General features: G+C 67.4%; 19 protein-coding genes, 2 tRNA genes and 1 pseudogene. 3 read left to right on the forward strand and 19 right to left on the reverse strand.

Annotated features, from left to right (window positions below; genetic code table 11):
• Nucleotides 1–18 precede the first annotated feature (18 nt).
• The 5 genes and pseudogenes from ACK4K7_RS15515 to ACK4K7_RS15535 form a co-directional block, all read right to left on the reverse strand.
• Complete coding sequence (locus ACK4K7_RS15515; RefSeq protein WP_431867390.1) at nt 19–480, reverse strand: hypothetical protein; 462 nt, start codon at nt 478–480, stop codon at nt 19–21.
• A 69-nt stretch (nt 481–549) separates the two neighbouring features.
• Nucleotides 550–882, reverse strand: coding sequence for a GNAT family N-acetyltransferase (locus tag ACK4K7_RS15520; RefSeq protein WP_431867391.1), 333 nt, complete (start codon nt 880–882; stop codon nt 550–552).
• Between the two features lie 332 nt (nt 883–1214).
• A pseudogene (locus tag ACK4K7_RS15525) lies at nt 1215–1356 on the reverse strand (NAD(+)--rifampin ADP-ribosyltransferase); the annotation flags it as partial.
• A gap of 292 nt (nt 1357–1648) precedes the next feature.
• Nucleotides 1649–5281, reverse strand: a complete 3633-nt coding sequence (locus tag ACK4K7_RS15530; protein ID WP_431867392.1) for an NACHT domain-containing protein — start codon at nt 5279–5281, stop codon at nt 1649–1651.
• A gap of 337 nt (nt 5282–5618) precedes the next feature.
• Nucleotides 5619–5695: transfer RNA gene (locus ACK4K7_RS15535), tRNA-Arg, on the reverse strand.
• An 81-nt stretch (nt 5696–5776) separates the two neighbouring features.
• Between ACK4K7_RS15535 and ACK4K7_RS15540 the strand changes: the two genes are divergently transcribed.
• Entirely contained in the window at nt 5777–6283 is a 507-nt protein-coding gene (locus ACK4K7_RS15540) for a hypothetical protein (protein WP_431867393.1), read from the forward strand.
• On the opposite strand, the gene ACK4K7_RS15545 is transcribed toward ACK4K7_RS15540, so the two are convergent.
• From ACK4K7_RS15545 to hemB, 4 genes are all read right to left on the reverse strand, one after another.
• Entirely contained in the window at nt 6273–6821 is a 549-nt protein-coding gene (locus tag ACK4K7_RS15545; protein ID WP_431867394.1) for a gamma carbonic anhydrase family protein, read from the reverse strand. The two genes, ACK4K7_RS15540 and ACK4K7_RS15545, sit on opposite strands and share 11 nt — an antisense overlap.
• Entirely contained in the window at nt 6803–7360 is a 558-nt protein-coding gene (locus ACK4K7_RS15550) for a GNAT family N-acetyltransferase (RefSeq protein WP_431867395.1), read from the reverse strand. The genes ACK4K7_RS15545 and ACK4K7_RS15550 overlap by 19 nt, the downstream gene beginning before the upstream one ends.
• A complete protein-coding gene (locus ACK4K7_RS15555; RefSeq protein WP_431867396.1) occupies nt 7342–9561 on the reverse strand; it encodes a spermidine synthase in 2220 nt (739 codons plus the stop codon). The genes ACK4K7_RS15550 and ACK4K7_RS15555 overlap by 19 nt, the downstream gene beginning before the upstream one ends.
• 145 nt (nt 9562–9706) lie before the next feature.
• Nucleotides 9707–10702 (reverse strand): porphobilinogen synthase, encoded by a 996-nt coding sequence (gene hemB / locus ACK4K7_RS15560; protein ID WP_431867397.1) that lies wholly within the window; start codon nt 10700–10702, stop codon nt 9707–9709.
• Between the two features lie 77 nt (nt 10703–10779).
• Between hemB and ACK4K7_RS15565 the strand changes: the two genes are divergently transcribed.
• Nucleotides 10780–11673, forward strand: a complete 894-nt coding sequence (locus ACK4K7_RS15565; RefSeq protein ID WP_431867398.1) for a diacylglycerol/lipid kinase family protein — start codon at nt 10780–10782, stop codon at nt 11671–11673.
• Between the two features lie 28 nt (nt 11674–11701).
• Here the strand turns inward: ACK4K7_RS15565 and ACK4K7_RS15570 are convergent, their stop codons facing one another.
• The 5 genes from ACK4K7_RS15570 to ACK4K7_RS15590 all read right to left on the reverse strand — a co-directional run bounded on the left by ACK4K7_RS15570 (nt 11702) and on the right by ACK4K7_RS15590 (nt 19695).
• Nucleotides 11702–14692, reverse strand: coding sequence for a valine--tRNA ligase (locus ACK4K7_RS15570; RefSeq protein WP_431867399.1), 2991 nt, complete (start codon nt 14690–14692; stop codon nt 11702–11704).
• 75 nt (nt 14693–14767) lie between these two features.
• Nucleotides 14768–16837 (reverse strand): prolyl oligopeptidase family serine peptidase, encoded by a 2070-nt coding sequence (locus ACK4K7_RS15575; RefSeq protein WP_431867401.1) that lies wholly within the window; start codon nt 16835–16837, stop codon nt 14768–14770.
• A 278-nt stretch (nt 16838–17115) separates the two neighbouring features.
• On the reverse strand, nt 17116–17535 hold the full coding sequence (locus ACK4K7_RS15580; RefSeq protein WP_431867402.1) for a DUF2497 domain-containing protein: 420 nt from the start codon (nt 17533–17535) through the stop codon (nt 17116–17118).
• Between the two features lie 34 nt (nt 17536–17569).
• On the reverse strand, nt 17570–18994 hold the full coding sequence (locus ACK4K7_RS15585) for a TolC family outer membrane protein (protein ID WP_431867403.1): 1425 nt from the start codon (nt 18992–18994) through the stop codon (nt 17570–17572).
• Nucleotides 18995–19044: 50 nt separating this feature from the next.
• Entirely contained in the window at nt 19045–19695 is a 651-nt protein-coding gene (locus ACK4K7_RS15590; RefSeq protein WP_431867405.1) for a protein-L-isoaspartate O-methyltransferase family protein, read from the reverse strand.
• A 343-nt stretch (nt 19696–20038) separates the two neighbouring features.
• On the opposite strand from ACK4K7_RS15590, the gene ACK4K7_RS15595 reads away from it, so the two are divergent.
• A tRNA-Cys gene (locus ACK4K7_RS15595) sits at nt 20039–20112 on the forward strand.
• A 347-nt stretch (nt 20113–20459) separates the two neighbouring features.
• On the opposite strand, the gene ACK4K7_RS15600 is transcribed toward ACK4K7_RS15595, so the two are convergent.
• The 5 genes from ACK4K7_RS15600 to ACK4K7_RS15620 form a co-directional block, all read right to left on the reverse strand.
• Nucleotides 20460–20684 (reverse strand): hypothetical protein, encoded by a 225-nt coding sequence (locus ACK4K7_RS15600; protein ID WP_431867406.1) that lies wholly within the window; start codon nt 20682–20684, stop codon nt 20460–20462.
• 441 nt (nt 20685–21125) lie between these two features.
• Nucleotides 21126–21296: a hypothetical protein gene (locus ACK4K7_RS15605; RefSeq protein ID WP_431867407.1), complete on the reverse strand. Its 171-nt coding sequence runs from the start codon at nt 21294–21296 to the stop codon at nt 21126–21128.
• 210 nt (nt 21297–21506) lie between these two features.
• On the reverse strand, nt 21507–21713 hold the full coding sequence (locus ACK4K7_RS15610) for a hypothetical protein (RefSeq protein WP_431867408.1): 207 nt from the start codon (nt 21711–21713) through the stop codon (nt 21507–21509).
• Between the two features lie 38 nt (nt 21714–21751).
• On the reverse strand, nt 21752–22258 hold the full coding sequence (locus ACK4K7_RS15615) for a hypothetical protein (RefSeq protein WP_431867409.1): 507 nt from the start codon (nt 22256–22258) through the stop codon (nt 21752–21754).
• Nucleotides 22259–22415: 157 nt separating this feature from the next.
• Nucleotides 22416–22694: a lipase family protein gene (locus tag ACK4K7_RS15620; RefSeq protein ID WP_431867411.1), complete on the reverse strand. Its 279-nt coding sequence runs from the start codon at nt 22692–22694 to the stop codon at nt 22416–22418.
• Nucleotides 22695–24360: the final 1666 nt, after the last annotated feature.

Raw genomic sequence — 24360 nt, forward strand, 5'->3', positions numbered from 1 at the left:
GAGGTCGCCCAGCGCGGCTCAGCCGCTGCGGCGGCGGGCGCGCAGGAAGAAGGCGACGGCCGCGCCGATCAGCGTCAGGTTGAGCCCCATGGCGACGACCACCGCGGCGACGCCGAGGGCCGGCGACGCGACGTCCAGCATGTTGGCCGTCCCGGCCGCCGCCGGATCCGCGCTGGCATTGTGCGCCCACATGGCGAACTGGTGGTAGGGCGATTCGAACAGGATGTGAGCGAGATTGGTGAAGAGGGCCACGACCGCCACCGCCGCGAAACGCCACCAGTCGGACGCCCGGGCGGCGAGCAGCGCGAACAGCAGCAGCGGATAGGCGGCCAGGCTGTAGGTGTAGGGCGTGACGTCCGGCCGGAACGGCCAGCCGCTGTGATCGACGCGCAGGGCATGGTCGACATGATGGAGCACGCCCAGCGCGAGGCTCGCCAGCGTGAGCTTTTCGGCCCAGTCCCCGTGACGTCCGGTCGCCATCGCGCCTCCCGCGCGTTGGATCCCATCCGGCCGCTGCGGCCGCAATACGGACCAAAGGCCGTGCGCCGCTCAGCCGCCCTCTGCCGGCTTCAGCCCGAACCGCGTCCGCCAGGCATCGTCGAGAAGGTCCTGTTCCTCCGCGTGCTTGCGCATATAGGCCGCGAAGAAGGGGCAGATCGGGATGACCTTCAGGCCCCGCGCGCGGGCGGACGCAAGCCCCGCGCGGATTAGCGCCGATCCGAGCCCCTTCCCCTCATGCGCCTCCGGCACCTCGGTGTGAGTGAACATGATCGCCCGGGCGAGGAGGTTGTAGTCGGCGAAGGCGAAGCTGCCGTCGCCGAGGTCGATCTCGAACCGCGTCCGCTCGACATTGTCGCGCACGTCATGGTCCTTCCTATCCATGTGACACCCCATCCTGAGCTGGTAAAACCGGTCGGGTCGGCCTTCCCGCCGACGCGGTCGAAAGCGTTACCACAGCGGCATTCGCAGTGCTGCACCCTTGAGCCGCGGACTTCCCGATCCGTTGGTGACAACCGCACCGCGCAGCCGCGTCGACGGTCGGCGGCATCGCCGTCCGTCCCGGTCGATCAGTCGATCATGGTGCTTCTGCCTTCGGCGCGCATCCGAGCGAGATCGTCCTTGCGTTGCCGGACGGTGTCCGGTTCATGCCCCTGCCAGTCGACGACCTCGGCGAGCACTCTCAAGGGGTGCCGGGTTCGATAGGACAGCGTCGGGTTTGTTCGTGACGTTCGGGTCGTCCTCGAAGGGACCAGCGGGCTCGACCAGATATATGCGTCCCGGAGCCTCTCCAGCCGCGAGTTCGGCACCGGGTGAATGGAAACGGCAAATTTCGCGAGCATATCGCAAATGGCGCACCCGGCATGAATATGATGGGCACTCAGATCATTGGGAAATTTCGGTGGAGCTTGGCCGCTGAGGTCCGGAATGCGCCAAATCCAGACGCTCAGCCTCCTACGTCACGCGTCCAAAAACGGTCGGTTGAAATTGCTGCACTGGTGGTGAGCAGTTACCGATCCGGCAGGAGGGTTCCGCGTGTTTACACAGACATTCCGCGATAACGAAGAACGCCTCGGCGGCGGCGCTACCGAATAACTAGCCTTCGTGAGGTGCGATCAGCGGGCTCGACCGCCCATCCTCTTTGAATCGATTACGCCTGGCGTCGTACGAACTCGGCCTCGGCGATCGCGCGGACCTTAGGATCGGAGTCGGTGCGCAATGGCTCCAGTGCCATATCATCGCATGCGTCCGCTGCCAGCATGAGCTTCAGCAGTTCGGAGCGATAGTCGCTGTGAATGCTCGTTCCCGCTATCTGCCCTTCGCAAGACAGCTTCTTGTCGAAGGCCGCCAGCGCGAAATCCATATCCAACGGACCGTCACGCTCTATCCAGCGAACGCCGAGTTTCGCCGCCGCCTCGACTACACGCGGGTCGTCGTCCTGCAAGGCGCGTTCGATGACCTCGTCCGTATCGCCGGGCAACTCGACCGATGCGGTCGCGAGAGCCTCCAGCAAATGATGGCGGCCATCGGAAGTGTCGTTATTCAACCGCTTGAGAACCAGATCGCGCCATTCTAGTGGTGGCAGGTGGTGCGCGACGACCTGCGACGCGTAGAAGAGCTCGACGCTCACAGCTTCCTGCAAAAGCCTTTCGCACTCGATCCGTGTCATCGGCAGCACGGCCAGCAGGTTGGCAGCGATCGAAAGCATCCAGGCGGAGCCATGATGGAAAGCAGTCTCGATCTTCGCGCGATCGAAAGGCAGATCGGCGACGGATGCCCAAGTCAGCTCGGGCACATCGGGATTTCCGAGGGCGTCTTGCAGACGGTCCTCGCGGTCAGCGTCGAGGCGCTCACGAATCTGCCGGGCTTCGACCGACAATTGTGTCGCGTCGATCGACGATGCGGCGATCAGGCCGCGAATGGCCTCGGTCACCGCCTCCTGATCGAATGGCTTCACCCACTTGCCGACATCTGAGGCCTCGACCTCCATCATCCCGGTCAGCTGAACGAGCGCGCTGAACTGCGGGAATCGCCCGTCATGTCGGGGCCCGGCACCGTCGCCTAAGCCATCGGCAGCCGCGACGGCTAGACTGTGAAACGCGCGATTGGCCGCTCGGTCCCAAGCGTCGTTCCGACCGAACAGCGCGATCCCCTGGCCGCGTTTCCGCCCGAACATCATCTCGGACAGATTGGCGCCATCTTCAGCGAGGATCGCCTTCACCGAACTGGTGAATCCCCAGGTCGTGAAGGGGCGATTAGACAATATGGTGTCGGCAAAGGCCTGCCGTTCCTCGACGGGCTTCGCTCGAAGCGCCGCCAACGCGATTTGCTGGATGAGCTCGACATCATCGCCCACCGGATTGAGCCGAATGCCGGCGCGACGCGTCGGTTCGGTGCCGACGACCATCGGTACGAACGCTCTCAGTTGTTCGACGAGTCGGGCGGTGTCGTAATGGTCCGTGCCCGCAGCGACAGCGGTTGCCCAAGCGACGAGCCGCACATCCGCATTCGGGTCAGCGAGTTTGGCCTGTGCGACCGGACCGACAATCGCACAGCGGCGACCCCCGAGTTCGGCAAGTTTCAGGCCGACCGCAAAGCGATCGTCGGCGGTGGAAGCGGCGATGTCGAAAGCAATGACGGCAAGTTCGCGAACCTTCTCGTCATCGACTTGGGCGTCGCGGTCGCCGGCTAGCGCGAGAGCGCGTTCGAGTTGGCCGGGCGCGCCCGCCGTCCGTCGATCGACAAACAGCTGCGCCAGATCATTGCCCAGCCCCAGTGCCCCGGCGAAGGCGACGATTTCGCCAAGTGCCGGGGTATCGACAATGCGCTCCATCTCGGCATGCCGGCTTTCGGTCATGTCGATAAGAAAGCGGGCGGCCGCGAATTCGCCGAATGTCTTGTGGACGAAGGTCACCAAACGGGTCCCGGCATGGTGTACCCGCTCGACGATCCCGGCGCGCTCCCAATGTTCAAAGCCTCGTTCGAACAGGGCGGCGACGGCCAGCGGTGGCCTGGCGAGGTCCTTGGCGAGTTGCTGTTGACCGCGCGCAACGAGCTTATCCCAGGTCAGCAACGGGTCGGCGGTCAGGTGCCACCCGATGATGTCGAGTATCCGCTTGGCCTCTGAACTGCTGAGCGCTTCGGCGGGCGCCGTGGTATCGCGTTCCTCGAACAGTGCGACCATCGCTTCATACATTGCCGGGCGCGTGGCCGGCAGCCTCTCGTGGCGGGCGATGAGGGTCGCCGACATGCCCAGCAACAACGGGCTGCGCGCGATCGCTTCCTTGGCCGCCGTTTTCGCAAGCTCGCGATTCGCGATGGTGCGGCTGTCACGATCATCAGCGGGCCGGCCCCGGGTGACAGCGATGAGGCGGCCAAGATTTTCGCCCGCCATCTTCTCGTCCGGGCCTTCGAGGCGGTAATGGCGCCAATCCGCGAGCCGTCCGGTCTCATATCCAATCGGGCGGGTCGTAACGATGATCGTCGCCTCGGGATGTCCGGCGGCATAGCCGACAAGGCCATTGGCAATTTCGTCGTGGAGCTTCCCGGCCTCGTCGAGAGCGTCGGCGACGATCACCATGCGCGATTTGGCGCTGCGAAGCTCGGCACCATCGACGGCCGACCCGCTGAGGCCGTGAAGCTCAATGGCGGCCTCGATCGACATGCCGTTGTCGACGGCGGCAGCGACGCGCTTTAGCGGGACGATGAGCGCCGGGATGCCGTCCACCGCATATTCCCAGGCGATCCTGCTCGCCAGCGTGGTCTTGCCGAGACCGGGACCAGCCACAACGACACTGAGGCGATGGAAGCGGCCGGCCCACTCGCCGTTGATGAGTGTGTCGCCGATCGAGAAGGACGCGCCGGAGTGGTATCGCTCAAGCGCCGCAGACGCGTCGACCGCTTCAGGGGCCTCGCGCGTCGTGATTCTCAGGCGAGGCGGGAGCATGTCGCGGATCGGGAGGCTGTTGCGCGCTCCTGGCAGCGTGAAGGTCGCCTGCGCTTCCTCTGACCATCGCGCAAGCTTGGCGACGATGCCGGCCGGCGTCGCGTTCTCGCGCAGCGTGATACCGTAGGACCGAAGGAAGCCGACCAGTGTCGGTATCGACCATCGACCGCGCAGGCGCATGGCGGCAATCGCGTCGCGACAGAGGAAGGCGTATGCGGCTTCCGCCTGATCGAGTTGGGCGCAAATCGCGCGAAGCCCCTCGATCGCGATACGGCGATCGGCATTCTGCCCCTGGAGCAGATCGAGCGTCTGAATGCGGATTTTCGCGCACGTTTTCGGATCGCGCTTCGCCTCTTTCAGCCGCCGCAACAACTCTTCGCCGATGTCGCCGAGCGAATCGTGCGTCCCCTGACCGATCTTCACGATGTCGGCGGCCAGCTTGTTGCGGATCGATCCGCTGCTGTCGGGCGTAACGGCTAGCACGCCGTACTGGATGACACCCTTCTCGATGCCGAGTGCCAAGGCATCGAGTGCCTCCCAAAGGTCCTTGCCCCGCTGCAGGTTCTTCTTGGACTGGACCTCGACCTTCTCGCCGTTGATCAGGTCGAGGCCGATATCGTCTCCCGGTCCACCTGTTTCGGCGGTGATGGCGACGGGCACATCCTCGGCCACTCCATCAAGCCAGCCGATCTTCGTTCCGCGCATCATGTTCACGGCGGCCAGGACCATGGCCATCGCGTGAACTTCGGTGCCACCGGCATTGCCGGTTCCCCCACCGTTGCGGTCGGGCAGGGCATTGTGGTCGGCGGTGGGAGAGTTTTGCGTCAAGTCTGTCATCGTCTGGTTCGGTTGGCTCCAAATGAAGACCAACCCTTGCCAGATGGGGTTTCAAGCGCGCAATATTTCCGTGATGTCGCATGTCTATCGATCAGGCGGATCGAGCGGCGGGGCATCCCCGCGTCCGCCTCGGCGACTTCGGATAGCTCGTTCTTCAGCCCGGCGCGAATTCCATCCGCCAATTGAGCGTTTCCACGCGGGCCGTTGAGGTCCGCTATCGAGGGTTAGCCGATCAGAAGCTGTCTGGCCGCGGACGGCCAAACCCGGCCATTCGAGTGCCCACATTCATCCTGTCGGGTGAATCCAGAAACGGCTGAAGACTACGATTCCTGAGAGATGGCGCGCCCGAAAGGATTCGAACCTCTGACCCCCAGATTCGTAGTCTGGTGCTCTATCCAGCTGAGCTACGGGCGCGCGGTGGGCTGGGACATAGGCGGTGGATCGGGACTGCGCAACCCCATTGCTCGCAAAAGCGGCGGGGCATAGGGATTTCCCATGAGAACGGCCCTTTTCCGCCTGTCGGCCGCGCTCGCGCCGGCGCTGCTCGCCGCCGGCTGCGTCGCGCCCGGCCCCTTCCCCTCGCTCGCGCCGCGCGCGGCGGAGCGCGACGGATCGGTGGAGGATCCGGTGCGCGCGCCGGTGCCGGTCGCGGGCGACGCTGCGCTGCGCGCGCGCGTCGCGGCCCTGCTCAACGAGGCGCGCTCGGGCGAAGCGGCGTTCGACCGCGCGATGGCGCCGGCCGCCGCAGCCGCCGCGCGGGCGGGCGGGCAAGGTTCGGAAAGCTGGATCGCCGCGCAGCAGGCGGTGTCGGTGGCAGAGGCGGCGCGGGCGCCGACCGTCACCGCGCTGGCCGAGCTCGACGCGCTCGCCCTCGCCCGCGCCGGACAGCCGACCAACCAGGAGGATTATGAGGCGCTGCTCGCCGCCGTCGCCGAGGCGCAGCGGCTGTCGGGCGGACAGAGCGCCCGGCTCGACCGGCTGCGGGCGGCGATCAGCGGCTGAGCGCCGCGCGGTGCATGGCCGCCAGCGCGACATAATGGGCGACGCCGGCGCGCATGCCGGCCAGCTCCGCCTCGCCCAGCTCGCGCACGAACTTGGCCGGGCGCCCGGCCCAGAGCTGGCCGCGCGGGATCGTCTTGCCCGGCGTCAGCATCGCGCCGGCGGCGAGCATCGCGTCGCTCTCGATCTCGCAGCCGTCCATGACGATGCTGCCGAGGCCGACGAAGGCGCGGTCGTGGAGGATGCAGCCATGGACCATCGCCATATGGCCGATCAGCACCTCCTCGCCGATCAGGGTCGGGTGGCCGGCCTCATGGCCGGGCCGCGGCGAATCGACGTGGAGGACGGTGCCGTCCTGGATGTTGGTGCGGGCGCCGATGCGGATGCGGTTGACGTCGCCGCGCAGCACGCAATTGTACCAGATGCTGGCTTCCGGCCCGATCTCGATGTCGCCGATCAGACGGGCGCCGGGCGCGACGAAGGCGTCGGGATGGACGCGGGGGCTCTTGCCGTGGAAGTCGATCAGTTGCGCGCCGTCCATTCCTCTCTCCCGATCGCGTAGACGATGACCGGCCCTTCGGACCAGTCCGGCCCGACATAATCGAGATCGGGCCGCCGCGTCATGCCGAGCCGCCGCATCAGGCCCCAGCTCGGCGCATTCTCCTCGACGGTGAGCGCGACCACGCGCGGCGCGCCGAGCCGGGCGAAGGCGAAATCGAGCGAGGCGAGCGCCGCCTCTTTGGCATAGCCCTGCCCCCAGGCGTCCTCGCGCAGGCGCCAGCCGATCTCATACTCGCCCTCGACCGGCGCGCCTTCGTCGTCTGCGATCTTGATCCCGCAAAAGCCGAGCAGCGCGCCGTCGCACCTGCGCTCCACCACCCAGAAGGTGAAGCCCCGCTCCTCCTGCCAGCGCATGACGCGCGAACGGATCCGCTCGACCGCCTCCTCCGGCTTGGCGGGGCCGCCGAGCCAGCGCATCACCGCGGGCGTGTTGGTGTGGCGCAGGAAGGGCTCGACATCCGCCTCGCGCCAGTCGCGCAGGACGAGCCGTTCGGTCCCGATCACCACAGGCTCGGCCATTTCAGCAGCGGCAGGATGGAGGCGAATTCGTCGCTCCAGCCGGCGAAGCCCGGCCGCCGCTCGATCGCCTGCCACTGGAAACGCTCGTCGCCGCTCAGCTCGACCAGCCGGTCGATCGTGTCGGGATTGCGCGACATGGCGATCCAGACCGACACGGTCTCGTTGCGCGCCTCCTCGTCGGCGTCGGGCGCGAAGGCGAGCATCGCGCTGTCCCAGCCCAGCGCCTCGGCATTGGCGGCGATCACCGGCTGGAGATCGAGATAGCGGTTGGAGATGTGGAACAGGACGATGCCGTCCGGCGCCATCGCCCGGCCGTAGACTTGGAGCGCCTCGCGGGTCAGCAGGTGCATCGGCACCGCGTCCGAGGAGAAGGCGTCGACCGCGATCAGGTGGAAATGCCCTTCCGGCTGCGCGGCGAGGGTGAGGCGCGCGTCGCCCAGCACCAGCTCCGCATCGGGCTTGCAGCCGGCGAGGAAGGTGAAATGGTCGCGCGCGATGCGGGTCATCACCGGATCGATTTCGAAGAAGCGCCAATTCTGGTCCGGCCGGGCATAGCAGGCGAGCGTGCCGGTCCCGAGCCCCACCACGCCGACATTGGCGCCGGGCCCGAACAGATTTTCGGCATTGTCGAGCGCGAGGCCGACGCCGGAGCGGCGGGAATAATAGCTGGTCGGCTGATGCGCGAGATCGGGATCGAGATTCTGGAGGCCGTGCAGGGTGGTGCCGTGGGTCAGCACCCGGGCGTTGTCGCCGGCGCGGGTCGAGACGCTGTAGACCCCGAAATAGGATCGCACGCGATATTCGGTGCCGCCGCCCGCCAGCGTGGTCCAGCCGCCATAGCTCATCATCAAGGCGGCGAGGCCGGCGGCGAAGGCGGCGGGGCGGCCGAGGCAGGCGAGCGCGAGCAGCGAGATGACGATGCTGCCCAGCATTCCGCCCATGCCGCCGAGATCGGGCATCCGGCCCCCGTCGACCGTCCAGGACAGAGCGAAGGCGGCGAGCGGCAGCAGGATGCGCAGCGCCCGCTGCCAGCGCTCCGGCCAAGGCACGAGCGCGGACTGGGGCACGAGGAAGGCGGCGGCGACGACCAGGATCGGATGCTCATAGGCCCAGTCGAACAGGATCGGCGCGACGATCGCGCAGAACAGGCCGCCGAGCATGCCGCCGAACGACATGGCGAGATAGAAGCGGGTGAGATGGCCGACCGCCGGGCGCAGCCGGAACATCTCGCCGTGCAGCGCCACCGCCACCACGAACAGCAGCAGAAGGCCGAGCGTCGCCGAGAAGAAGGGATTGCGGCTGCCGTCGGTGAAGGCGAGGCCGCCCGCGATCAGGATGATGAGCGGCGCGAACAGGGTGAGGAGTTCGGCCGGGCGGCGCCGGCCCGCGAAGGCGACGACGAAGCTCAGCAGATAGAGGCCGAGCGGCAGCGCCCACAGCAGCGGCATCGCGACGATGTCGGTGGTGAGATGGGTAGTCGTCGACAGCATCAGCCCCGACGGGACCGCCGCCAGCGCGATCCAGTGGAGCGTCCGCGCCTTGGTCGGCGGCGGCGCCGTCTCCTCCGGCACCGCCTCGACAGCGCCGGCGGGAATGGTGAGCGCGCAGCCGACCACCATCAGCACGAGCAGCGCATAGCCGCCGGTCCACAGCCAGCTCTGCGCCTCCAGCGTCATCAGCGGCTCGACCAGCAGCGGGTAAGAGAGGAGGCCCGCGAAGCTGCCGAGATTGGACGCGGCATAGAGGGTGTAGGGCTCCCCGCGGCTCGATTCGAGCGCGTACCAGCGCTGCATCAGCGGCGCCTGCGCGGAGACGATGAAGAAGAGCGGCCCGATCGAGGAGAGGAGGAACCAGGGCACCCACAGAGCCGGCTCCCCGCCGACCGGCGGCAGCACCTCGCGGATGCCGATCGGCAGCCACAAGGCGGCGAGGCCGAACAGCATCAGGTGGAGCCCCGCCTGACGCCGCGGCCTCAGCCGGGAGAGCCAATGGGCATAGGCATAGCCGCCGAGCAGCAGCAGCTGATAGACCAGCATCGCGCTGTTCCACACCGCCGGCGCGCCGCCGAGCCGCGGCAGCGCCATGCGCGCGATCATCGGCTGGGTGAGGAAGAGCAGGAACGAGCCCATCACGATGGTCGCGATGAACAGCGGCCGCGCGAACCGCTCCCGCGCCGGGGAGAGGGAGACGGTGTGGGTCATATGGCTCCTCCCCGGCACGGGGAGGGGGACCATGCGAAGCATAAAGGAGGGGTCCGGGGGGCCGGTGCCGACCCCCTCCACCACTCGCCTGTCGGCGAGCGGTCCCCCTCCCCGTTCCGGGGAGGAGTTGGGGCGCCCTCCCCGCTCACGCGCCGAGCAGCCTGGCCGCGAGGGGGGCGTGGTAGGTGAGGATGCCGGCGCAGCCGGCGCGCTTGAAGGCGGTGAGGGTTTCCAGCACCAGCGCGTCGCGGTCCCCCGCGCCGGCGGCGGCCGCGGCCTCGATCATCGCATATTCGCCCGACACCTGGTAGGCGAAGACCGGCACGTCGAACCGGTCCCGCACCCGCGCCACGATGTCGAGATAGGGAAGCCCGGGCTTCACCATCACATGATCGGCGCCCTCGGCGATGTCGAGCGCGACCTCGCGCAGCGCCTCGCGGCCGTTGGCGGGGTCCATCTGGTAGCTTTTCTTGTCGCCCTTCAGCAGCCCGCCCGAACCGACCGCGTCGCGGAACGGGCCGTAGAAGGCGCTTGCATATTTGGCGGCATAGGCCATGATCTGGACGTTGACGTGGCCCGCCGCCTCCAGCCCCTGGCGGATCGCCCCGACGCGGCCGTCCATCATGTCGGAGGGCGCGACGATGTCCGCTCCCGCCGCCGCCTGGACCAGCGCCTGCTGGACGAGCAGCCGGCTGGTCTCGTCGTTCAGCACATAGTTTCGGGCATCGACGATCCCGTCATGGCCGTGGGCGGTATAGGGATCGAGCGCGACATCGGTCAGCACGCCGACCTCCGGCGCGGCGTCCTTCACCGCCTTCACCGCGCGGCAGATGAGATTGTCCGGATTGAGTGCCTCGCGGGCGTCCTCGGTGCGCAGCGCGCGCGGCGTGTTGGGGAAGAGGGCGATGCAGGGAATGCCGAGGTCGCGCGCCTCCCGCGCCCGCGCCGCAAGCCGGTCCACCGACCAGCGCGACACGCCGGGAAGCGTCCCGATCGGCTCCTCCTGGTCCTGACCCTCGGCCACGAACAGCGGCCAGATGAGATCGGTCGGCGCGAGCTGCGTCTCGCGCACCAGCGCCCGGCTCCAGGCGGAGACGCGGGTGCGGCGCAGGCGGGCGGCGGGGAAGGCGGCGGAGGTCATGCGCAGGGGGCTTAGCGCGCCGGCACGGCTTGGCCAAGGCTCGGGCACTCTTTGCCGCGAGGAGAGTTGAGCGGATCGTGAGTCCCGACCGTCCCGTCCCCCGCCAGGCCGTCCTGATCGTCAACGCCCATTCGCGGCGCGGCCGCGAGCTGTTCCGCCAGGCGGTGGAGAAGCTGCGCGCGGCGGGGGTCGACCTCCTCGAATCCTACGCCATCCGCAATCCCGAAAAGCTGATCCCGAAGGTCAAGGAAGTGGTGAAAAGCGGCGCGCCGATGGTGATCGTCGGCGGCGGCGACGGATCCTTGTCCTGCGCCGTCGACGAGTTGGTGGACCGCGACTGCGTCTTCGCCCTGCTGCCGCTCGGCACGGCCAACAGCTTCGCGCGGACGCTCGGCATTCCGGTCGATCTCGACGGGGCGGTGGCGACGATCGCCAACGGGAAAAGGCGCCGGGTGGATCTCGGCGTCATCGACGGCGACTATTTCGCCAATTCGGCCGCGATCGGACTGTCCCCGCTGGTCGGCGCGACCGTCCCGCACAAATGGAAGAAGTGGTTCGGCCGGGCCGGCTATCTCAGCTGGGCGCTCTATCAGATGGTCCGCTTCCGCCCGTTCGGGGTGACCATCGAGGCGGACGGCGAGCGGCACAGCCTCACCGCGCTGGAGGTGCGGATCGCCAATGGCGGCTTCCACGGCGGGGTCGTTGTCGTGGACGAGGCCGAGGTCGACAGCGGCGACATCGTCGTCCAGGTGGTGACCGGGCGGGAGAAGCGCAGGCTCGCCTGGAACTGGATCGGCGTGTTGCTGCGCCTGCGCTCGCGGCGGGAGACGGTGCGCGATTTCCGCGGATCGAGGCTCCGCATCGAGACGCGGCCGCCATTGCCCATCTCGATCGACGGCGAAGTGACCGGACGCACGCCCGCCACCGTCGAAGTCGCCCGCTGCGCGATCGAGGTGGTGGTGCCCGCCTGAAGCCCTCTCTCCTTCAAGGGAGAGGGCTTCAGCCCAGCCGCGCCAAGGCCGCGCGGTAGCGTTCGGCGTCCGAGGATTTCTCCGCATGGTCCGCCCGCGCCTTTTCGACCGCTTCCGGCTTGGCGCGCTCGACGAAGCTCGGATTGGACAGGCGGGCGGCGAGGCCGTCGCGTTCCTTCTCCGCCGCCTCGGCCGCCTTCACGAGCCGGGCGCGCTCGGCGGCGAGGTCGATCACGCCTTCGAGCGGAAGGACATAGGTCGCCTCGTCCACCACCACCTGCGCCGCGCCGCCGGCGGGGGCCTCGACGCCGATCCGATCGATGCGGGCGAGCCGCCGCAGCGCCGGCGCCTGCCGCTCGAGCCGCGCCGCCGTCGCCGCGCCCGCGTCCCGTACATGGAGGTCGAGCTTCGCCCCCGGCGGCACGTTGAGCTCGGCCCGGGCGGCGCGGATCGCGCTCACCAGCCGGATCAGCCATTCGATCTCCGGCCCCGCCTCCGGATCGAGCGCCCGCGCGTCGGGCATCGGCCATTTGGCGAGGATCAGCGGATGGGGCCGTTCGCCCATCGCGTTCCACAGCTCCTCGGTGATGAACGGCATGAACGGGTGGAGCATCACCAGGATCTGGTCCAGCACCCAGCTCGCGACGGCGCGGGTCTCGGCGGCCTCCGAACCCCCTCCACCAGCCTCCGGCTGGTCCCCCTCCCCGTCCCGGGGAGGATGCGCGCCGAGCACAGGCTTGATCAGTTCCAGATACCAGTCGCAGAAGGTCGCCCAGGTGAAGTGGTAGATGGTGTTGGCGCTCTCGTCGAAGCGCAGCTCGGCGAGCGCGAGGTCGAGCGCCTGCACCGTCTTCACCGTCTCGCCGACGATCCAGCGGTTGACCGGAAGCTCGGCCGCGGGCGGCTCCAGCGTCGCGGACGCGCCGATGCCGTTCGCCTGGCAGAAGCGGGCGGCGTTCCACAGCTTGGTCGCGAAGTTGCGATAGCCCTCGACGCGTTTCTCATCGAGCTTGATGTCGCGCCCCTGGCTCTCCATCGCCGCCAGCGTGAAGCGCAGCGCGTCGGCGCCATAGCGGTCGATCAGGCCGAGCGGATCGACGGTATTGCCCTTCGACTTGGACATCTTCTGGCCCCTGGCGTCGCGCACCAGGCCGTGGAGGTAGAGCGTCTTCCAGGGCACTTCCTTCATGAAATGAAGGCCCTGCATCGCCATCCGCGCATCCCAGAAGAAGATGATGTCGAAGCCGGAGATCAGCACGTCGTTGGGATAATGGCGGGCAAGTTTGGTGCCGGGGGTGGGGAACCACCGTCCTTCCCCTTCTGCCCCCTCTCCCCGGGGGGGAGAGGGTTGGGGTGAGGGGGTTCGGCGTTCGGCGTCTACCCCCTGACTCAGAACCCCCTCACCCTGCCCTCTCCCCCCTGGGGAGAGGGTGAATTCCGCATCGTCCGGCCAACCCAGCGTCGCGAACGGCCAGAGAGCGGAGGAAAACCAGGTATCGAGCACGTCCGGATCGCGCCAGATCGCCACCTGCTCTCCTTGTTCTTCCGTTCGACCCGCAACGTCGAAAACAAAGGTCTGGTCGAGGGCCTGTTGCGCCGTTCCGACGACCTGCACATCATCTACGCTCCGGGAATAATACTTTGCAGCTTGTCGGCGCGCCTCGTGCTCACTCTCTGCTACGAAAGTTTGCAGAGAGCGCGAGTCCGAGAGTGATCGCGTAGCCGGATCCCCAGACTCATCTTTTCGGAAGCCATACCAGGCGGGGATCTGATGCCCCCACCAGAGCTGGCGGGAGACGCACCAGGGCTGGATGTTCTCCAGCCAGTTGAACCAGGTCTTCTCCCAGGTCTTGGGCACGACCTTGATCGCGCCGCTCCGCACCGCCTCGATCGCCGGCTTCGCCAGCGTTGCGGCGTCGACATACCATTGGTCGGTGAGCCAGGGCTCGATCACCACGCCGGAGCGGTCGCCGTAAGGGAGCTGGATGACCTTGTCCTCCACCCGCTCCAGGAAGCCGCCTTCGTCGAGCAGCGCCACCACGCGCTCGCGCGCGGCGAAGCGGTCGAGGCCGAGAAGATCGTCCGGAATGCCGCCGCACTGGATCACCCGCGCCTCGGCGTCGAACATGTTGAGCATGTCGACGGGCTTCATGCCCGCGCGCCGGCCGACCTCGAAATCGTTGAAGTCGTGGCCCGGCGTGATCTTGACCGCGCCCGAGCCGAGCTCCGGATCGGCATGTTCGTCGGCGACGATCGGGACCAGGCGGCCGGTGATCGGCAGGCGGACCTTCCGGCCGACCAGCGCCCGGTAGCGCTCGTCCTCCGGATTCACCGCCACGGCCATGTCGGCGAGCATCGTCTCGGGCCGCGTGGTCGCGACCCGGATGAAGCCGGAGCCATCCTCCAGCGGATAACGCAGGTGCCAGAACTTGCCCTGCACCTCCCGGGTTTCGACTTCGAGGTCGGAGATGGCGGACTGGAACTTCGGGTCCCAGTTGACCAGCCGCTTGTCGCGGTAGAGCAGGCCCTCGCGGTAGAGTTGGACGAACACCTTCAGCACCGCGCGGGTGAAGCCCTCGTCCATCGTGAAGCGCTCGTTCGCCCAGTCCATCGAGCAGCCGAGCCGGCGGAGCTGGCGGGTGATCTGGCCGCCCGACTGCGCCTTCCATTCCCAGACATGTTCCAGGAAGGCCTCGCGGCCCATTTCCTGGCGTTTCAGGCCCTGGCTTTCGAGGTTGCGCTCCACCACCATCTGGGTCGCGATGCCGGCATGGTCGGTGCCGACCACCCACAAAGCGTCCTTGCCCTGCAGCCGGGCGTGACGCGTGAGGATGTCCTGCAGCGTATTGTCAAGCGCGTGGCCGATATGGAGCGAGCCGGTGACGTTGGGCGGCGGGTTGACGATCGTCCACGGCTCCGCGTCCGGGCGCTCGGGGCGGAACATGCCGCCCTGTTCCCAGGCGGCGTACCAGCGCGATTCGATCTCGGCCGGGTCGAAGGTCTTCGGAAGGTCGCTCATGGACCGGCGCTTAGCGGGGTTGGCCGCCGCTTTCCACTCCCCGCCAAAGCAGGGCGCGGCGCGGCGGCCGGCCGGCTATCTGCCGCCGGAGCCGCCCTTCAGCCACTGGTCCAGCCAGCCATGCACCTCGCGATACCATTGGATCGAGTTCTGCGGACGCAGGATCCAGTGGTTCTCGTCCGGATACATGACGAGCCGCGACGGGATGTCGCGCCGCTGCAGCGCGTTGAAGGTGGCGAGCGCCTGGCTGTAGGGAATGCGGAAGTCCCGCTCGCCATGGATGACCAGCATCGGCGTGCGCCAGTTGGCGACCTGGTGGACCGGGTTCCAGCGCTCGATCGCCTCCATCGCGCGCGGTTCGAAGGGCGGGCCGCCGAATTCCCACTCGGTGAACCACAATTCCTCGGTCTCGTAGGCGAGCGCGCGGGTGTCGAAGATGCCGGCATGGTTGACGAGGCACTTGAAGCCGTCCGGCCAGTTGCCCGCGATCCAGTTCACCATATAGCCGCCATAGGAGCCGCCGAGCGCGCAGGCGTTGGCGGTGTCGAGCTGCGGATCGATCTCGCCGGCCGCGGCGAGGCCGAGCCGCAGGTCCTCGAGCGGCTTGCCGCCCCAGTCGCGGTTGATCGCGTCGGTGAAGTCCTGGCCGTAGCCGGTCGATCCGTGGAAATCGACCGAGACGGTGGCGAAGCCCGGACCGATGAAGGTGCGCGGATTCCAGCGCCAGGACCAGCTGTTGCCGAACGAGCCCTGCGGCCCGCCATGGACCAGGAAGGCGACCGGGATCCGCTCCGCGGCGGCGCTGTGCTTCACGATCTGGCCCCAGACCTGGCGCCCGCCGGCGCCCGCGAAGCTGAACCGGCCGACGGTGATCGGATCGAACTGGGCGAGCACCGCGTCGTTGACGGCGGTGAGGCGCGTCACCCGGCCGGCCCGGTCGCGGCGGTAGAGGTCGTCCGGCGCCTCGATGCTGTTGCGGGTGTAGAGGATCGAACCGTTGCGCAGCGGGGTGACGTTGCCGACGGTGCCGGCCTCGCTGAGCCGCGTCGCGCGGCCGGTGCGGACATCGACCCGGAACATCGGGTAATCGAGCGTGTCCTGCGCGGTGACGAGCAGGCTGCGGCCGTCCGGCGCCCAGCGGATCGAGCTGACCGACCGGTCCCAGTCCTGGGTCAGCGCCCGCACCGCGCCGGTGCGCAGGTCGCGCAGCTGCACCACCTGGCGGTCGGCCTCGTAGCCGGGCCGCGCCATCGCGACATAAGCGAGCCAGCGCCCGTCCGGCGAGACGGCGGGGAGCGTGTCGGTCGCCGGATTGGCGGCGGTGAGGTTGACCGGCGCGGCGCCGCCGTCGGCCGGCGCCGCGAAGATGTCGAGATTGGTGGAGGTCGGCTCGATCCGCCCCGCCTCGCGCAGGGTGAAATAGAGCGTGCGCCCGTCCGGGCTCCAGGCGATCTCGTCGCCCCCGCCGAACGGCCGCGAGGGCGCGTCGCCGACGAGATCGCCCGCCACCGGGATGCCCGCGCCCTGCGGCCGCCCGTCCACCATCGGCAGCGTGAAGATGCGCTGGCGCACGCCCGGCTCGACCCACCTGTCCCAGTGGCGCACGAAGGTCTGGTCGTAGACCCGCGCGCTCCCCTGCCCCTGCGGCGGCGCCGGCAGGTCCGCGCAGTTGAAGTCGCGGCAGCGCAGGTCGCGCTCGCCCCAGATCGCCACCCGGTCGCCCGACGGCGCGAGGCTGAAGCCGGCGATGCCGGCGGCGAGATCGGTGACCTGTTCCGGGGTCCCGCCCGGAACGGCGACGCGCCACAGCTGGTCGCTGCCCGACTGGTTGCTGAGATAATAGACGAAGCGCCCGTCGCGGGTGACGGCGGGGCTGTGCTCGTTATGCTCCGGCGTCGAGGCGATCCGCACCGGCTCCGCCCCCGCGCGGCGCAGGTCGAGCAGCCACAGATCGAGCCGGCCGCGATTGTTCTCAAGATCGGTCTCGCGCAGCTGGTAGACCGCGAAGGCGCCGTCCGGCGACACGGCCGGCGCGGCGAGCCGGCGCATGGTGGCGAGATCGGTCGCCGTCATCGGCCGGGCGGCGGCGGCGGTCACGGGGAGCAAGGCGGCAGCGGCAAGGCCGGCGATCAGCATCGTCTTCATGCCCCGCTGGCTAGCAAAGCCAAGGTGGCGGCGCAACGAAAGGCGGGATGGCACGGCGCCCGTCCCCCACATCCGAGCCGCACGGGCCGAAGCCCTCTCCCCCGGGAGAGGGGGCTCGAGGCCGCGCGGGCGGAAAAGCCCTCTCCCCCCGGGAGAGGGTTTGGGTGAGGGTCCCCGGCGCCCGCGTCGAGGCAACGGCCCTTTCCGCCCACGCCGTCACCCTCACCCCAACCCTCTCCCGGCGGGAGAGGGAGGAAGGAAGGGAGTGGGCTTTCCGCCTACAGCGGTTTGCCGGTGATGCGGGCGATCTCGCGGGTGACGAGTTCTTCGACGATTTCGGGGAGGTGCTGGTCCAGCCAGTCCTTCAGCATCGGCCGCAGCATGTCGCGGATCACCGCTTCGAGCGGGCCCTGGTCGGGGGCGGGCGGCGCGTCGGCGGCGCGGCCGAGGGCGCTCAGCGCGGCGAGCTTGCGGCGGCTGGCCGCGGCCGCGTCCTCCGACATCAGGCCGTCCTGGTCCGCCACCGGATCGTCGAGCTCCAGCACGTCTTCCTGCGCGGCCGGAGCCGGCTCGGACGGCTCGGCCGGCGCGGCGGCGCGGCGAACCCGCGGGGCGGCGGCGCGGCCGTCCTCGGCGATGACGCGTTTGATGGAGGCGAGAATCTCCTCCATCGACGGCTCCTGGCGAATGTCCCCCATAGCAGGCGCCTTATCGCTCATCCGCGCGGCCGTGTCACTGCCTCTCGGGCGTCGGCCCGTAAGTGCGGGTCGCGACCGGCGCGGCGTCGGCGTCGTCGGCCCAGTCGGACGCGCGCCGGCTCACCCGGTTGTAATTGGCGACCGGATCGTAGAGCGCCCCGCCGTCGAGGTTCAGATCCTCCGCCTCGGCGCGGCCCATCGCGTTCAGCAGCGCGAAGCCGGCGACATAGGCGTCGCGGCGGGCGGTGACGAGCTGGACCTGGCTCTGCAGCAATTCCTGCTCGGCGTTCAGCACGTCGAGCACGTTGCGGGTGCCGACCGTCTGCTCGGCGCGGGTGCCTTCGAGCGCCAGCTCGTTCGCGGCGACGGCGATCTCGTTGGACCGGATCGCCTCCAGCGCGGCCTGGTAGCTGGCGAAGGCGGCGCGGGTCTGCGAGATGATGCCCCGTTCCACCGCGATGCCCTGTTCCAGCAGCTGGCCGCGCAGCGCCTGCGCCTGGCGGACGCGCGCGCCGACGAGGCCGCCCTGATAGATCGGGATCCGCGCCTGGACGCCGACGCTGGCGCTGGTCTGGCTGTTATCGAGCGTGCCCTGCGGGACGCCCGCCTGCTCGTCGGCGCGGCCGAGATAGTTGATGTAGCGGCTGCTGCCGACGCTGGAGAGCGTGGGCAGACGATCGGAGCGCAGCACGTCGACGTCGAGACCGGCGGCGCGGATCTGCGAGTTGATCGCGATCAGGTCCGGATTGTTGGCGAGCGCGACGTCCACCGCCTGCTCCGGCGTGGTCGGCAGCGGCGGCAGCGGCGGCGGCGGCGCGAGGTCGCCCGGCCAGGCGCCGATCACGCGGCGGTAATTCTCCTCGCTCGCGGTCAGCCGGCCCTCGGCGATCGCCAGGTTGGAACGGGAAAGCGACAGCCGCGCCTCCGACTGGGCGACGTCGGTGCGGGTGAGGTCGCCGACCTCGAACCGGTCGCGCGTCGCCTGCAGATTGGTTTCGAGGACGCGGACCTGATTCTGGTTCAGCGACACGATCGAACGGTCGCGGATCACGTCCATATAGGCGCCCACCGCTTCGGTGAACACGTCGCCCTCGGTCGCGCGCAGCGTGGCGCGGCCGGCCTCGACCCGGGTGTCGGCGGCGGCGATCAGGTTGCGCACCCGGCCGCTGTTGAACAGCGGGTAGGACACGTCGACGCCGGCGTTGAAATTGCGCCCGAGGCTGCCGCGGCCGGTGGTGACCACGTCCTGGTTGACCCCGGCGGTCGCCGACACTTGCGGGCGAAGCCCGGCGCGGGCGATGGCGACGCCTTCGTCGAGCGTGCGCAGCTGCTGGCGCTGGGCGGTGATGGTGGGGTTGGACTGATAGGTCCGCACCAATGCCTCGCGCAGCGTCTCGGCATGCGCCGCACCGCCCGCCAGCGCGATTGCGGCCGCCGCCGCCAGTAAACCTCCCCGCATCTACCCCTACTCCGCTCTCGAACCCTGAAAATCAGAAAGTGCCTGAAAACTCAGAAAGTGAATGTCTTCGGCCGCGTGAACCCCGGCAGAACCGCGGTCGCGACGTCGGCGAAGGCGACGGTGCCGAACGCGCCGCCGGCCTTGCGGCCGAGCGACAGACGCGGCACGCCATTGTCGAGGATCGCGCCCGCGAGCCGGCCGTTTTCCGCCAGCTGGTCGATAATCGCCTGAGGGACGAATTCGACCGCCCCGTCGATGAGAATGAGATCATAGGGCGCGCGGGCGGCATGGCCCTCGGCCAGCGGACCCTCGATCAGCTCGACGCCGCTGCCCGCGAGCGCCTCGCGTGCGAATGCGACGAGCGCCGCATCCTCCTCCACCGCCACCACCGAGCCGGTGAGGCGGGAGAGCAAGGCGGCGGCATAGCCGGTGGCGGCGCCGACCAGCAGGCAATGATCGCTCTCGCGCGGGGCGGCCTCGGTCAGCAGCCGGCCAGTCGACATCGGCCCGTTGAGCTGGCGCCCGCCCGGCAGCGTGACGAGCGCGTCGGCATAAGCGAGCGTCGCCTTGTCGCCGGGCACGAAACGCTCGCGCGGCACCTCGCGCATCGCCGCCACCACGCGCGGATCGTTGACCCCGGTGGTCCGCAGCTGGCTCGCGACCATCGCGCGGCGCATATGCTCGAAATTATGTTCGGTCATCGTGGCTGGCCCTATCGCACAACTGTCTTATAGATGCAATACACCTACATTCTCCCTGGGCTTCTATCGACCCGCCACGGCGAGGCCAAGCGGAGAGTGGGCCCGCCCGGCCGTTCGTCGCAGGCGGCGGAGCAAGAGGCGTGCCACGCGGCCCCGCCTGTGGCCCGCCGCTCCGCCGCGTGCATACTGTCCGTTTCCGGACAGTGCGGCGTCCGTTCCCGGACAGGCGCGCGCGCCGCCGCGCGATTCGCCACTAGACGGGGGCCGCCGCAGCTACTACCTGCCATGCGAAGCGGCGCCTCGCGCCCGCTGGCTGCAGCCGATCCGCCCGGCCGCGGCGGAAGGCCCGATGGCGGAGTGGTTACGCAGAGGACTGCAAATCCTTGCACGCCGGTTCGATTCCGGCTCGGGCCTCCACCTCCTCAGAGCCTGATGTCCTGTAGGCGCCTTGCTCATCGTTGGCGGGAGCGCTGGCGGATTCGTTGCTCCCGGCCCCTTCCGCCGGCGCCGCTCGTGGAGAGCGGGCGTCGCACTCGGTCACGCCGAAACAGATGGCTCGATTCCCCGACGCAAGCGCCCCAAGGTCAGTCTCCGCCATCGCTCGTGAAGACCAGCTGCGCATTGCCCGGGATGATCAACGGGGCGGACGCCGCGAGGCCGTTCATCGGATCGGCGGAGGCGTGCACCCTCCCCGCATTGCCGCGGGCCATATTCGTCGTAGCTGTTGATCGCGATCGCGGTGCCGGTGCCGTTGGTGCCGGCGATCACGGATCCCTGGTGATCGGCATGCAGCCAGCGCCGGTCGGACGTGCCGGAGCCTTCGTACCAGACGACCGGCTCGTCCACCCAGGGCCGTAGACGTAGCCCCGGGCGACGCTGTTTCCCGCGCCTTCGATGATCTGCACGTCGCCGTCATAGACGAATTCGCGCTTGATGCCCGTCACATGGCTGAACAGGGCCCGCATCCGGCCGTACGGATCGTACAGCATATAGGCCTTGAAATGCTCGGCGGTCAGATAATTGTCGGCCGTGTAGTTGTAGAGGCCGCCCCAGGCGCTCGTCAGGTTGCCGCGCGCGTCGTAGCTCGGCGCAACCGGAATGGCGCGTCACCTGCACGTCGCCCGTATAGACATAGGCGTCGTTGTCGCGCGAGCGGCCGACGATCTGGCTCGCCCGGTTATAGCCGTATTCGATCGCCGGCCACACAAAGGCTGCCCTGCTAACCCCAATGATTGCGCGTCCGCACAAGTCTGTGACCTGCAGGATGCGCTGCTTCTAGCCTCCCGTAAGCATTGATCCCAACCTGACCGACCGGTGCATCTCGTAGCGCGAGCATTCGTTCATCCCAGCACCTCGGCGCTGAGTGGCACGGGCCCCTCCACCATTATCGCATTGCGCATGATCAGATCAGCTTTCTCTAACTGTTTGCCTCATAATTTAGCCTCTATCCACCACTGCTCGCTCCTCCAGTGCGATGGCCAAGTCTCCGGTTCCATAATTGAAAGCCCTTTGGATTTAAGCATACGCTCAAACTCTTTTGCGAGTGACCGTGGCAGCGGCTTGCCTGTCCAAGGACAGAAAGCTATTTCCTGGCCATACAATCCGTCATGATCAGTTAATCACAAAGAGCCTTCGTGATGGACAATACTTAATTGCGAGCTTGACCTCAGACAGAAGTGAGAATAACTTGGAAAAATCAGCAGCATATATACTATAAACCATCCAACTTCCTTCCCGACACTGGCGGCTTTTCTCATCGTCCAGAAACAGCGTTCCTAGTACCTAAATGCCTCCCTTGTCGATTAAAAACCTCAATCTCTCCGTGCGAGAAACGCCTCGTCGTCGAGGGCGTAGATCCGGTTCACGAAATGAGAACTGTCGTCGAACACGTCCATGGCGCCATCATTCGTCTCGGAAGCCGGAGAACATCCGACCAGCGAGAAGGCGGCACATGCGATGAGGAGCCGTGCCGGACCTGTATTCATCGCGATTTCGAATCCTTGTCCTTCGGGCTCCATTCAAAACCCGGCTGGTGTCCACGAGCGGCCGCCGCCGCTCAAGGGCCGGACCGCCGGAGCGTCTGTGCGATGGGGTGTTTCCTGCAGTCTTCGCGTTGAAGATCCGAGAGAAGACCGGCTCCCTGCCGCAACTCCAGCGTGTCGCCGACGCCGAGCGGCGTACTTTGACCGTGAAAGGAGATCGACAAGATGCCGAAGCACTCATGATAGGAATATGCGATAGGCAGCCGGTGAAGGTTCGGCGCCTCTCCGGTCCGCCACGCGCCGCGGATCAAGGCACTGCTGCAATCCCTCTCGCCCGCGCAATCCGCGACCTCGAACTCGCCGGTTCCGCATGCGAACCTCACACCTTTCGCGATCCGGCTCGGGACTCCGAAAGACACCGCGCCGTCCTCACCTACGATGCAGAGCGCGTTCCCGCTCTGCTCGCGGCGGATGGAGGACCAGGCAAGGCTTCTCTGGTCCGACGTGAACGATAGCGCGTCGGCGGGTACCGCACCCTCGACAAACACCCAGCCGGAAGATCCCTTTCCGTCGATGTACACGGATAGCGCCTCCGAAGAGGATGGGGGCGGCCCACGCCCGCAACCGGCAAGGACCGCGCCCAAACCCAGCGCAAACATTATCCGCCTGGCAAGCATTGGGCTCGGCAGTCTCCACCCCTGCTCGAAGGACCTCCACCCCCAAGGCGTCCACCAGATCTTAGACCGCCCTGATGCGACTTTCCGCGTTGGTCCTGCTGATCCCGAGTTCTGCAAGAACACTGTTCCTGATGCCCGCGGCGTTGAACGTCACCGCAGGGCGATTCGTAACGGCCGCCGCTAGCGATGCAAGGCCGCCTCCGAGGGAATGTCCGGTGATGATCAGGGTTCCCGAACCAACCCTGCGATCGAGCCGATGAGCAATACTCAAGGCGTCACGACGCTGGTCTGACAATCGACCCAACTCATTGGGAACGTTACCGTTTTTATGGTCTCTCACATTAGTGGGCCCATCGGTTCCGGCGAACGCAAGCCATCGGTTCCGGCGAACGCAAGAACGATCGTGGTCCCGTCCGAGTAAATCGCTCCCTTGAGGCCATTGCTGAGATTAAAGTTTGCAGTATCGAAGCCGAACCGCCTCGCATCCATCATTCGGTAATCGCCAGCATGCTCTCGCAGTCCGTATACCGCGTCGCTGATCTGAAGGAGCGCGATATGGCTCCGGTCTTGGGCGGTAAGCGGAGTAGTCCCGGGATCGGGGCCGAAGAGCGCTTCCCATATTCCTCTGGCAGTGAATCCTCGTACCTGCTCCCTGATCCAATTATCACCCGACGAGCCCTGGGATGCGAGGTGAAGGCCTTCACGCTCCAGAGCACCAAATCCGGAGAGGAGCACGGCCGGCTGGGCAGAAGCGATATAGTTCTGCGGATGGAGTTCGGCCTGCCGAGCGAGGATCCCCGCACCAAGCCTCGGGCTGCCGAAAGAGCAAGTCCCTCCCGTGCCGGGCCTTCGAAAGCTGCTCGCCACTTTATCGCCTCCGCCGTCGTGTGTGTCGCACCCGCCCCTCCCGAGAAGGTCCCGGACGACATAAACTCTGCGATTGTGGCTGGCTACCGACCCCGCTCTCCTCGTCGCGCCCGGGCACATGGCGCCCTGAAGCCGATTTCACGCGGAGGCGCGAACAAGAAGGGAGGTGCGGAGCGAGGGGACAAAGCTTCGCCCAAGCCTTTCTTCGAATTCAGTTGCGCCGACACCGCCGAGAGGCAGAACCTCCGCGCCTCCCCCTTTTCTCCGCGCCTCCGCGTGGTCCCCTGCTTGCGCGGCATGGGGTTCACACGGTCCGCAACGCAAAAAACGCGCTTATTCGACACAAAAAGCTGTCCTACATATAACCTTTATAGTTCGTTCCACAAATGCGCCCCTCGCCTCCTCCGTCCACGCCTCGCGCCGCCTCTCCTCCGCCTCGCGAGACGCCGGGTCCGCTCCCCATGGCCAGCGCGAACATTCGGACCTTTCGCATCGTGCCGCCAGGATTCAGGGCCCGTGTGCAGCCGCAGCTGATCGGCTGGCTCGATCAATCTGGCGCCTTTGATCGACGAGATTTTCCCCGCACGCCGAACCTTCCTGAACTTCCGGGCTTGGACGGCGGAAGCGGGCGGTGGCGCGGGGGTGGGAAAATGGCGGAGAGGGAGGAACCCACAGACCCTTGCTAAACCTTTGTTTAAGCACCGAGTTTTTAAAAGGGTTTTTCTCCGCGCCCCCTCTCATGCCCCCACTCGGAAGACCCTTCCTTGAGGACCTTCGAACGCTGATTGCATTGAGGAAGACTGTCAGCAATGCTGCAGGCACTTCATGTCCGATTTGGAGAATCTTCTCCGACAAACAAACCATCGGGGATGCATTCCGACGACATGAATGAGCCTGGTTGTCAGCGGTGGAAACGAATACCAGCGTGCGACCACCCCGATCGCAGCCATTGTCGAAGTGGCGGGATTGCCCATCTCGCCGGCCTTGGCGCCGGTTCTTGAATGTCCCCTCACCCCTGACTAGGTTTCGTGGACAAAGCTTGACGGGGGACTCGCAGGTTGATTCAAAGCTTCCTTTTGGAGGCGGCGTTGGGCGAGTGGATTGGTCTTACGGATGACGAGTGGGCATTGATCGGGCCG

This window comes from Allosphingosinicella sp. (assembly GCF_046295735.1).
Taxonomy (GTDB): domain Bacteria; phylum Pseudomonadota; class Alphaproteobacteria; order Sphingomonadales; family Sphingomonadaceae; genus Allosphingosinicella.